A 12,577-nucleotide genomic window follows, 5' to 3' on the forward strand; every position below is an offset into this window, starting at 1 on the left:
AGGTTTTAATTCAATTATAAAAATAAGATGGCAGTAGGTTCTGGTGTTTCTATACTATCTAAAAAGCTTAAAGAACCATATTCATTTCTCTTAAATAAACAAATATTATTAGACTCAAGGTTACCTACTACTAAATAAGAACCATCATTTGAAATACTAAAGTCTCTTGGATGACTACCATGCGTATCATAACTATTAACCAATGTTAAACCATTTTTATCGGCTTTAAAATGAACAATACTATTTTCAAAGCCTCTATTAGAAATATATAAATCGTTGTTAAAGAGTCTAATAGCCGCTGCTTGTTGTCCCATTTTAGTTTCATCTGCGACAGTAGAATAAGGATCTAGTAATTCATGTTTTTTATAATCATAAACAAAAATTTGATTACTTAACTCGGCAACTATATAGAACTTATGATAATCATGATGAATCACAAGATGTCTAGGTCCGCTTTTTACTGCTAGAGTAAACTTATAGTCTAAAATAAGTTTTTTAAAAAGAGATACTTTATAAACAAAGACAGTATCTAATCCTAAATCACAAACTATCACTCTTCTTAGTTTATGATCATAGTATATTTGGTGAGCATGAGAATTATCACCTAGAAGGATTGTTTCGTGCAAGTTTAAGACGTTTTTCTTAAAAGTATAAGTTCTTATCTCGCCTCTTGTGTAATTGGCTGTAAAGACCATTTTTAAGTTTTTAGCATAACTTATATGAGACGGACCTTTTCCATTGTCTATGCTTTGAACTAAAAGTTTGTTATCTTTAAAAATACTCAAGCCACCTTCCTTGAAATCAGAATAAGTGGAAAAAATAAAACGATCATAGTAATCTAAATACGAAGGGTTACTGCTTGTAAGAAAAAGTTCTGGCTTAGCTAACCTATCAGAAATAATTGATGCTTCATAAATACCCAAACTATTATTTTTAGTATAGGTTCCAATTAAAAATTTCAAAATAATCACCTCTCATGTCATTATAACATGCAAAAAATAAAAGTATAAAATAAACTGCTTGTTTCGGAGTTTAGAAGGTTGTTATTTTCTCTTAAAAGTGGTATAAATGGGTATATGTATTTATAAAAAGGAGAGGAATATGCAAAAACAAATAGATTATCTAGCGAAAAAAACACTAGACTTAAGCTTGAGAAATCCTCAATTGAATTTTAGACCAGAAAGAAGCACAAATATTGAAATATTGGGAAATCTCCAAGATTTTTATGATCAGATTGTAAAAGACAATAAAGGACTTAATATCCATTTAAATAAATTAAATTTAATTAAAACAAATAGAGAAGAAACTGATTTAGAAAATGATTTATTAAATTTATATAGAAAACAAAAATTAACGATTAATGAATATGGTTTTCACCCACTATATGCAGTTTTTGGCTTATTAAAGTGGATTGACCCTGCAAGCAATAAAGAAATACTATCACCATTATTAATGGTTCCAGTAGAAATTACAAAAAAAGGTTCTAAGCAATTAAACTTAGCTTACAATGAAGATGAGATTGTTCTGAATCCAACTTTAGTCCATAAACTATCGCTTGAAGGAATTGACTTATCAGTACATGATTTATTAGAACACCAAGCTTTTGATATTACACACTATCTTGATATCATACAAGGATTACCTAATATTAAAGATCAGTATGAAGTGATACAAAAAAGTTATTTAGGATTATTTTCTTCAACTAATTTATATATATATAAAGATTTATTAGAAAATAAAAATCAAATTGAAACTCATAAAATCATCCAAAGATTATATCAAAAGGATGAAGCAGATTATAACCAAGAAAATTTCATTTTGCCAAGCAACTTAGATGAAACATTAAAAGAAAAAAATAATTATCAAATATTAAACGCAGATGGATCACAAGAAGCTGCTATTTTAGCTTCAACTGAAAATATGAGTTTTGTTTTACAAGGACCTCCAGGAACTGGAAAGAGTCAAACAATTACTAATATGATTGCCCAAGCAATCGCATCTAACAAGAAAGTGCTTTTTGTCTCAGAGAAAAAAGCAGCGTTAGATGTTGTATCAGAAAAGTTAAAAGCTAAAGGGTTAGATTTATTTACACTAGATTTACATCACTATCAAACTAAAAAAGATCAACTCATTCAACAATTAGTAAATGCAATTGAAGAGTATAAAGTTTTTGATTATGAAGAAAGTGAACTTTACAACAGATTAGATGCATTAAAAGAAAAATTAAATAAAAACTATAAATTCTTATATATTAAAAATCCTAATCTAGAATTATCTTTATATGAACTTTATGGTAAATTATTGGAATTAAAAGCATACCCAATTTTAAATTATAAGTTTGAAAAAATCTATGATTTAAAAGAAACTGAACTCCACTTAATGATTGATCAAGTTACTAGATTATCAAAAGTAGATCTTAATGAAAAAGAAATGCCCAGGGTATTTAAACAGTTAAAAGATAGTTTTAAAATGCCAAAAGAGCTCTTTCAAGAAGAAATTATTTATATCCAAAATAATCTAAAAAAATCAATTGAAATAAAGGAAAAGTACCAATTGGAAGTAGAAGATATAAAAGAGTTAGAATTAACTGAAAAATTATATGACTATCTCATCCAAATGCCACAATTTGAAAATCACCTTAAAGTTAAAAACTACCAACAAGCCTTAGAAGAAATAGAATTGATCGAAACTAAGCTAAAGGAAATAAAAAAACTAGGAATAGACTATCAGTTATTTGAAAAAGATTATGAAAAGACTATTCACGTTTTATCTGAGACTAAAGGTTTTTTAGGTAGCCACAGTAAAGAATATAAAGAGTTATTTAAAGAAGTCACTCAGTATATCAATGATGCTAAAATTAAACAGAATGATTTAGTTGAGCTGCTAACATCATATCAAGAATATTTTGAAGTAGTTGAAAAAAATAAAAATTATCATAATCTAAAAGAAGATAAAAAAATATTTAATTGGTTATTAAACCTTCCTAAAAAAATGAGTAAAAAAGATTTAGAAAAACAAACTCTACTTACTTTAAGCGAAAGAAAAGATAATCACAAAGAAATTAAAGACTATCTAACAAGCACGCAAAGAAGTCTAGATTTTTTAAATACTTTATATGAAAAAAATAATTTTACAAAATTAGAAAATAAACAAATAAAACCACTAAACGATATATTAACAAATTATGAATTGCTTAAACCTTATTTTGTTAAGAAAAAGTATGAAGATAAAATAAAAGATCCACTGATAACTAAGTTATATGAAAGTATTAAAGAATATGATTTAGCATCATGGGATAAAATCATCTTAAAACGTTATTATTTAGAATGGATGCAATACTTAGAGTTTAAAACACCAATAGAAGATACCAACGAACTAGTATTAGAAGATGAAAAATTATTTTCTGAACTAGAAGAAAGAAAACTTGAAGAGAATATACATAGAATTAAGAAAAATGTTTTCTACCATTATCCAAAAGAAAACAGTAGTGAAGTAAAGACTATTTTAGCTGAAAACTTAAAAACAAGAGGAAAGAAAACAGTTAGACAACTTATTGATTTAATTCCTGATACATTATTAAAAATGAAACCTTGTTGGTTAATGTCTCCTGTTACAGTAAGTGCATTTTTACCGAATACAGCTAACTTATTTGATTTAGTTATATTTGATGAAGCGTCACAAGTAGTTCCAGAATATGCGATTGGGTCTATCTATCGTTCGTCTCAAGTAATTATTTGTGGGGACCACGAACAACTTCCACCAACTAAATTCTTCAGTCAAGTAATGGAATTAGAAGATGAAGAATATGAGGAAATCAGTGATTACGAATCTATCTTAGACATTGCTAGAACAAGTTTATCAAGCTATCAATTAAATTGGCACTATAGAAGTAAATATAGTGAACTGATTGAATATTCTAATAAAAAAATATATCAAAGTTTAATTGCTGTTTCAGAACCAAGTTTCCAGGCAGAAGGTATCAAATACCATCACTTAGAACAAGGATATTATGATAATCAAATTAACAGAAAAGAAGCTGAATATATTGCAAAAAAAGTAATAGAACATGCAAGAAAGACACCTAATCTTTCATTAGGAGTGATTGCCTTTAGTAGAAAACAAGAAAAGGAAATTGACTACCAAATAAGAAAACTGTTAAAGCATGAATCAGGTTTAGATAAATTCTTTGATGATGAAAAAGAAGAATATTTCTTTGTTAAGAATCTTGAAAACGTTCAAGGCGATGAAAGAGATGTTATTTATTTAAGTATTTGTTATGGTAAGAATAAAGAAGGTAAGTTAAGCTACAGATTCGGTCCTATCAACCAAGCAGTTGGATATAGAAGATTGAATGTTGCTATTACAAGAGCTAGAGAAGAGATGAATATTGTTTCATCTATTTTACCAAGTGACTTATCAGATCCTAATAAAAACCCTGGAATAGCCTTTTTAAAAGGATATTTAGAGTTTGCCTATGAACTTAAAAAGAATAAAATTACTTATCAAGATCCACAAGATAGCCTTACAAAAGATATATATGTATCTTTAAAAGAACATCAATATAAAGTTTATTATAATGAAAAATTGTTTAATAGTTTATCAATAGAAGATGAAAATAAAGCTATTTGTATTTATATTGATAATCATGGCTATGCTAAATTACCAACATTAAAAGATAGAAATATTTTAGCACCAAGTTTAATTAAACAAAAAAATTGGGCAATTATTAAAATAGATGGTATTGCTTGGTATCAAAATAAAGAAAATGAGCTTAAAAGTTTATTAGAACAAATTGAAAACTATCAAATTAAAAAGTATGTCAAGGTACCAGAAGAAAAAATTATTATAGAAAAACCTAAAGAAATTGAACCTGAAATAATACAAGTGGAAGAAAAACCAGAAATTTTAGACACTATTGAAGAAGAAGTTTTAGAAAAGCCAAGTAAAAGAGATCTATTAGAAGGACAAATGATAAGAATTACTGTGGAAAATCTGCCTAGAACAGATGATGAAACAATTGTCCAATATGTAAAAAGATTTATTTTAGAAGTTATTGATAAAGAAGAAGGAATCACTGAACTAGATTTAATGAAGAGATTAGCTCCACTTTATGAAACAAAAAAATTAAGTATACATGAAGTAAAAAGAATTCAACAATGGCTAGAAATATGGAATGAAAAGAAAGAAATTACATATTCACAAGGTGTTATTACTGAATAAAAAAGACTAGAAAAACTTATAGAGACATGTAAAAAAGCTCTTATAGTTTTTCTTTTTTTATAGACTGTATATAAAACTGCCAAGATAATAGCGTTTACAAAAAACTTTTTTTTGTTTATAATGAAGAAAAGAAAGGAAGTGTAGTATGAGAATAAAGTATAATGATCTCGTTTTAAAGTTACAAGCTATCTTAGTTAATCACGGAGTAAGTGAAGTAGATGCCAACAACGCTGCAAAAATATTTGCTAAAAACAGTTTAGATGGTATTTATTCTCATGGTGTCAATAGATTTCCAAGATTCGTTTCTTACATAGATAAAGAATATGTGAAAAAAGATAAAAAACCAACGGTAGAATTTGGTTTTAATGGGTTTGAAAGATGGAATGGGAATTTAGGTATTGGAGTTTTAAATGCTTCTAAAGCAATGGATAGAGCATGTGAGCTTGCGGATAAATATGGGATTGGAATTGTTGCTTTAAACAATACAAACCACTGGATGCGTGGGGGTGCTTACGGCTGGCAAGCCGCAAACCTAGGTAAAATAGGCATCTGTTTTACAAATACCATGCCCAATATGCCTGCTTGGGGTGGAGTTGAACCTAAGATAGGAAATAATCCTTTTATTATTGCAATTCCAAAAAGTAATAAGGAACATGTTGTTTTAGATATGGCAATGAGCCAATTTGCTTATGGGAAAATTGAAGAAGCCAGAATGAAAGGGCAAGATTTACCTGTTGATGGTGGTTTTGATACAAAAGGAAATTTAACTAAAAACCCTGAAGAAATTGAAAAATCAGGAAGAGTTTTACCAACAGGTTATTGGAAAGGTAGCGGGTTATCAATTGTTTTAGATTTGGTTGCTGCTGTTTTATCAAATGGTAGATCAGTTACTGATGTTGGAAAACTTGAAGATGAATATGGTATTTCTCAAGTTTTTATAGCAATTGAACCTAATTTAAATAATACAAAAGAACAAATTGATAAAATAATAGATAATGTTATTAAGGATATAAAAGCATCAACACCAACTACAAAAGATGGAAAAATATTTTATCCTGGGGAAATCGAATTAAAAACTAGAAAAGAAAACTTAGAATTGGGGATTCCTGTATTAGAAGAAGTGTGGAAAAAGATTGAAAGTTTATAAAAATATGCTACAATAATCTAAGATAGGGTGTGAAAAGGAACATATGAAAACTAAAACAAAAGATAATATTACTATTGATGACGTAGCAAGACTTGCAGGAGTTTCAAAAACTACCATATCTAGATACTTAAACGGCAAATATGAATTTATGTCAAAAGATACAAAAAACAAAATTGAAGAAATTATAAAAGAATATGATTATATGCCGAGTAATGTTGCTAGAAGTCTTAAAACCAAATCAACAAAGTTAATTGCTTTTGTTGTTTCAGATATAGAAAATGCCTTTGCAGCACCAACGATTAAATCGATGAATCGAGCACTTTTAAATACAAAATATCATATGATTGTCGCCTCATCTAATGAATCACAGGAACAAGAAAAAAAGTTAATTGAGTCTTTGATAGAACAAAGAGTAGATGCGATTTTACTTAATCCAGTTTCATACGATGCTCCTTATATTGAGGAGTTTAATAAAAAAGTTCCAATTATTTTAATAGATAGAGGCATTAAAAACCTTAATTTAGATATCGTAGCTAGTGATAGTAGCGAATCTATGCGACAAGCAGTAGAACATGTAAAACTTGCGGGATTTTCTGAAATATATGTATTTACAGAGCCATATAGAAATGTGCAACCTAGATTTAGAAGAGTAGAAACATTTAAGACAACATTAAATAAATACGGATACCTAACTTCTCAAATAGAAGATTTAGTCGTTACTATTGATCCTAAAAAAACAGATAGACTTGAACAAGAACTTTTAAGAGTAATATCTACGACTAAAGTAGGTACCCCTGCTATCATTTGTACAAATGGTAGGACTTTATTAGCGGTAGCTTTAGCAATTAAAAATCTGGGCATAAGAGTGCCTTATGAATTAGGAATTATGGGATATGATGACTTTGGTGCTAATACAGCTCATGGTTGGACATTACTTAACAGACCTAGTATTAGTAGTATCTCTCCAAATTGGGATGCACTTGGCACAAAAGCAATTGAAGTTGTTCAGGAACGTTTAGAAAAGCCGTCAAGCTTAAAAAAAGAAGTAACAACAGAAGTGACTATGATTATTAGAGATAGCACAAAATTAATAACAACATATAGAGTAGACTAAAATGAAATGTTATGAAAATGAATAGCATTTCATTTTTATTTATGAAAGCCCTTGCAAAATTAAAAAGAATAATGTATGATAAAAGAGTAAAAGAGATTTTACTTATTTTTTATAGATGTTGTAAACCGATACACTATAATAAAATAAGTAAAGAAAACACTTTCAAATCAAAATATTTTTTTAATTATTTTTGTTAATCGGTTAACTAAAAACATATAGGAGGCTTTTATGGGAAGAACTGTTAGAATGGGAATTGACGTTGGTGGGACACATACAAAAGCAGTAGCAATTGATAATGAAACACACCAAGTAATAGGAAAGTCAAGTGTTAAAACAACACACGATCATAAATCAGGGGTTGCAGCAGGTGTTGTTGAATCCTTTATGAATTGTTTAAAAGAAAATAAAATTGATCCACAAGATGTTGTCTTTGTGGCTCATAGTACAACTCAAGCAACAAATGCTCTTATTGAAGGCGATGTGGCAAAAGTTGGTGTTTTAGGAATTGCCAAAGGTGGCATAGAAGCTTTCTTTGCTAAAAAACAAACTAATATGCATGAAATTGATTTAGGTTCAGGTAAAAAGATTGAAATTATCAATCGATTTGTTAAAACTAAAAAAGCACTTAAGAATCCAGAGAAATTTGGATTTGAAAAAGCTGTAGATGAACTTAAAAACGAAGGAGCAGAAGTTATAGTCGCCTCACAAGCTTTTGGTGTTGATGGTGTAAACTATGAGAAAAAAGTTGCTGAAATAGCAGAAAAAGTTGGGTTATTTCCAACAATGGCTTCAGATATTACTAAATTATACGGATTAACTAGAAGAACTAGAACAGCAGTTATTAATGGTAGTATTTTACCTAAAATGCTTGATACAGCTAACTCTACTGAACAATCAGTAAGGGCAGCCAATGTTCACGTACCTTTAATGATTATGCGTGGCGATGGGGGAGTTATGGAAATCGCTGAAATGAAAAAAAGACCGGTTTTAACTATGTTATCTGGTCCAGCTGCTTCAGTTATGGGATCATTAATGTATTTAAGAGCATCCAATGGTGTTTACTTTGAAGTTGGTGGAACAACCACTAATATCGGAGTTATTAAAAATGGTAGACCAGCAATTGATTATTCTCAAGTAGGGAAGCATAGAACATATATTAGTTCTCTTGATGTGAAAATTTTGGGTTGTGCTGGTGGTTCTATGGTAAGAGCTAATAAAGAGGGTGTCATTGATGTAGGACCAAGAAGCGCGCATATTGCAGGGCTAGACTATTCAGTTTATACTAAACCATCAGAAATTGTTAACCCAAAAGTAGAATTCTTTTCTCCAAAACCTGGGGATCCAAGTGATTATGTTGCGGTTAGATTAGAAAATGGAAAAAGAGTGACAATTACTAATTCATGTGCAGCTAACGTTTTAGGCTTGGTGACAAAAGAACACTTCTCATATGGTGAAGTAGAATCAGCAAGAAAAGCAATTGGTGCCCTTGCAGAATACTGTAATACAACAGTTGAAGATATCGCTACTCAAATTATGGAACGTGCTTATGCAAAAATTGAACCAGTTATTTTAGGCTTAGCAGAAAAATATAAGTTAGAAAAAGATCAAATTACTCTAGTTGGTGTAGGTGGTGGAGCAGCTTCTCTAATTATTTATTTTGCTAATAAAATGGGATTAAACTATAGTATTCCTGAAAATGCAGAAGTTATTTCATCTATTGGGGTAGCACTTGCAATGGTTCGTGATGTTGTAGAAAGAGTCATTCCATCTCCATCAAAAGAAGAAATTAAAGCAATTAAACTAGAAGCAATGAATAAAGCAATCGAAAGTGGAGCAACCCCTGACAGTGTTGAAGTTCATATTGATATTGACCCTCAAACTTCTAAAGTTACGGCAATCGCTACAGGTTCTACTGAAGTAAAAACTTCTAGCACAATGAAAGAACTAAGTGAAAAAGAAGCTTTAGAGTTAGCCGCAAAAGATTTAAGAACAACTGAGAAAGAAGTTAAATTGGAAACTAAAACAAAATACTTTTATGTTTTTGAAAAAGATAACAAAAGCGGAAGAGCACTTCGTATTATTGATAAAAAAGGGTTTATTAGAGTCCAAAGAGGAAATGGGATATCTGTTAAAACAACAGTTGAAAATTACTTAGAAGTAGTGAAAGACTTATGGGAAAAGATGGCATCTTATCAAGCAGAAGTAATATTAAGACCTGATTATTATGTTTGTGCAGGACCGAGATTAATGGATTTTTCTAGTATTCACTTTGAACAATTAGCTTTATTAATGGATACTCAATTATCAGACTTAGACGAAAATGAAGAAGTAATTATTATTGCGGCAAACGCAGAAGTATAAAAGGAGGATATAAGAATGAAAATGACATTTAGATGGTTTGGTAAAAAATTTGATTCAGTATCACTTGAACAAATTAGACAAGTTCCTGGTGTAACGGGTGTAATAACTACTTTATATGATACTAAACCAGGTGAGGTTTGGAGTAAAGAAAAAATTGCTAGTCTAAAAAAAGAAGTCGAACAATCAGGACTTAAAATTGAAGGGATTGAAAGTGTTAATATTCATGATGATATTAAGACTGGTGGTAAAAATAGAGATTTATATATTAAAAACTATATTACTACTTTAGAAAACTTAGCTGCTAATGATATTAGACTCGTATGTTATAATTTTATGCCTGTATTTGATTGGACAAGATCAGATTTGGCAAAAGTTAGAAAAGATGGTTCAACTGTCTTATCATATGATCAAGAATTAGTTGATAAAATCGATCCGGATAACATGTTTGATTCTATATCAGAAAAAGCAAACGGTTTCATTCTTCCTGGATGGGAGCCTGAAAGAATGGAAAGAATCAAATCACTATTTAAAGAGTATGAACATATTGATGAAAATCAATTATTTGAAAATCTTGTATACTTCCTTGAAAAAATAATGCCTACATGTGATAAATATAATATTGATATGGCAATTCACCCAGATGATCCAGCATGGAAAGTATTTGGCTTATCAAGAATTATTAACAGTAAAGACAATCTATTAAAACTAATGAAAAGAGTCAATAATCCTCATAATGGAGTGACATTCTGTTCTGGTTCTTTAGGGTCAAATCCTAAAAATGATTTAGTAGATATTATTCACAGTTTAAAAGGTAGAATTCATTTTGCTCATCTAAGAAACATTATTTACTTAGGAGAAAAGAAGTTTGATGAAGCTGCACATTTATCAAGTGATGGATCACTTGATATGTACCAAATTGTAAAAGCACTATATGATATTGGTTTTGATGGACCTATTAGACCAGATCATGGTAGAGCAGTTTGGAATGAGGTTTCAATGCCGGGTTATGGTTTATATGATAGAGCTATGGGAGCTACTTATTTAAATGGATTATGGGAAGCTATCTCTAAATCTGGAAAGTAGGTAAAAAATGAAACTAAAACTAAGTGATATATCTAATCCAGAATATAAAACTAAAAACTATAAACTACCGCAATATGATATTAATAAAGTTAGAAAAAATACACATAAAAATCCGACATGGATTCACTTTGGCGCAGGGAATATATTTAGAGCCTTTTTAGCAAAACTCCAACAACATCTATTAAATCAAAAACTAACTGATAAAGGAATTATAGTTGCTGAAGGATTTGATTATGAAATCATAGATAAAATCTTTAAACCATATGATTTATTGACACTAGCAGTAGAACTAAAATCAGATGGAACAGTTGATAAAGAAGTGATTGCATCTATGACAGAAGGCTTAAAGTTTGATCCTATGTTTAAAGATGATTTTAAAAGATTAGTTACAGTCTTTGAAAATGATAGTTTAGAAATTGCTTCTTTCACTATTACTGAAAAAGGCTATGAATTGAAAAATAATCAAAATCAATATTATCCATTAGTGTTAGATGATTTTAAAAATGGTACTAAAGAGCCTAAAAGTTATTTAGGTAAAGTAGTTTACCTACTATTAAAAAGATTTAATAAAAATAAAAAACCACTTACATTAGTGAGTATGGATAATTATTCTCATAATGGAACCAAACTTAAAAACTCTATCTTAGACATTGCAAAAAACTGGGAAAAAGAAAATCTAGTAGGAAAAGACTTTATCGATTACCTAGAAAATAGTATTTCTTATCCATGGACAATGATAGATAAGATTACACCAAGACCTGATGAAAAAGTTGCACAATTGCTAAAACAAGAAAATTTCTTAGATATTGAAACAATCGTTACAGAAAAACATACATATGTTGCACCTTATGTAAATGCAGAAGAAACTGAATATTTAGTAGTAGAAGATAACTTTAAAAATGGAAGACCGAGTTTAGAAAAAGTAGGTGTTATTTTTACCACACAAGAAACAGTGGATAAAGTAGAAAAAATGAAAGTTTCAACTTGCTTAAATCCACTACATACAGCACTTGCGATATATGGATGTCTCTTAGGTTTTACTAAGATTTCAGATGAAATGAAAGACCCGGCACTTGTATCTATGATTAAAAAAATAGGATATGAAGAAGGATTAAAAGTAGTAGTTGATCCTAAGATTATTAATCCTAAAGCATTTATAGATCAAGTAATTAATAAAAGGTTACCTAACCCATTTATGCCAGATACACCGCAGAGAATAGCAACAGATACTTCTCAAAAAATATCCATTAGATTTGGGCAAACAATTAAAGCATATATTAAAGATCCAAATTTAGATGAAAAAGATCTTAAAGTTATTCCGCTTGTTTTAGCAGGATGGATTAGATATTTAATGGGAATTGATGATGCAGGTAATAAGTTTACTGTTAGTCCTGATCCTTTATATCCTGAACTTTACGAACATGTAAAGGATATTAAACTAGGAGATAAAATTCACCTAGAAAAAATAGAATATCTACTTGCTGATGAAAAAGTATTTGGACTAGACTTAACAAAGACCCAATTAGCACCTATGATTATTGATTATTTTAATGAACTTAACCAAGGAAAAAATGCAGTAAAAAGAACCTTGGATAAGTACTTATTGTAAAAAAAATGAATAAAAAGGTGGGGGTAAAATTTTACTAATAATA

The 12,577-nt window shown here is 29.4% G+C and carries 7 protein-coding genes; 6 read left to right on the top strand and 1 reads right to left on the bottom strand.

The genetic code is table 11. The features are described from left to right. Positions 1-14 precede the first annotated feature (14 nt). Positions 15-962 carry a lactonase family protein gene (locus BN854_RS01920; protein ID WP_026656704.1) on the bottom strand — a complete coding sequence of 316 codons (948 nt, stop codon included), beginning with the start codon at positions 960-962 and terminating at the stop codon, positions 15-17. Between the two features lie 139 nt (positions 963-1,101). Here BN854_RS01920 and BN854_RS01925 point away from each other — a divergent pair, with 139 nt between their 5' ends. From BN854_RS01925 to BN854_RS01950, 6 genes are all read left to right on the top strand, one after another. Beyond that, the gene (locus BN854_RS01925; protein WP_045959695.1) at positions 1,102-5,220 is read left to right on the top strand and encodes a DUF4011 domain-containing protein; all 4,119 of its coding nucleotides are present in this window, start codon (positions 1,102-1,104) and stop codon (positions 5,218-5,220) included. Between the two features lie 145 nt (positions 5,221-5,365). Then, the gene (gene yiaK / locus BN854_RS01930; protein WP_026656719.1) at positions 5,366-6,367 is read left to right on the top strand and encodes a 3-dehydro-L-gulonate 2-dehydrogenase; all 1,002 of its coding nucleotides are present in this window, start codon (positions 5,366-5,368) and stop codon (positions 6,365-6,367) included. Positions 6,368-6,410: 43 nt separating this feature from the next. Continuing rightward, the gene (locus tag BN854_RS01935) at positions 6,411-7,481 is read left to right on the top strand and encodes a LacI family DNA-binding transcriptional regulator (RefSeq protein WP_026656727.1); all 1,071 of its coding nucleotides are present in this window, start codon (positions 6,411-6,413) and stop codon (positions 7,479-7,481) included. A gap of 228 nt (positions 7,482-7,709) precedes the next feature. Then, the gene (locus BN854_RS01940; protein ID WP_026656735.1) at positions 7,710-9,842 is read left to right on the top strand and encodes a hydantoinase/oxoprolinase family protein; all 2,133 of its coding nucleotides are present in this window, start codon (positions 7,710-7,712) and stop codon (positions 9,840-9,842) included. Between the two features lie 15 nt (positions 9,843-9,857). Further along, positions 9,858-10,925, top strand: a complete 1,068-nt coding sequence (gene uxuA, locus BN854_RS01945; RefSeq protein WP_026656743.1) for a mannonate dehydratase — start codon at positions 9,858-9,860, stop codon at positions 10,923-10,925. A 7-nt stretch (positions 10,926-10,932) separates the two neighbouring features. Continuing rightward, positions 10,933-12,534, top strand: coding sequence for a mannitol dehydrogenase family protein (locus tag BN854_RS01950; RefSeq protein WP_026656751.1), 1,602 nt, complete (start codon positions 10,933-10,935; stop codon positions 12,532-12,534). Positions 12,535-12,577 lie beyond the last annotated feature (43 nt).

The sequence above is a fragment of the Alteracholeplasma palmae J233 genome, from assembly GCF_000968055.1.
Classification (GTDB): domain Bacteria; phylum Bacillota_I; class Bacilli_A; order Acholeplasmatales; family Acholeplasmataceae; genus Alteracholeplasma; species Alteracholeplasma palmae.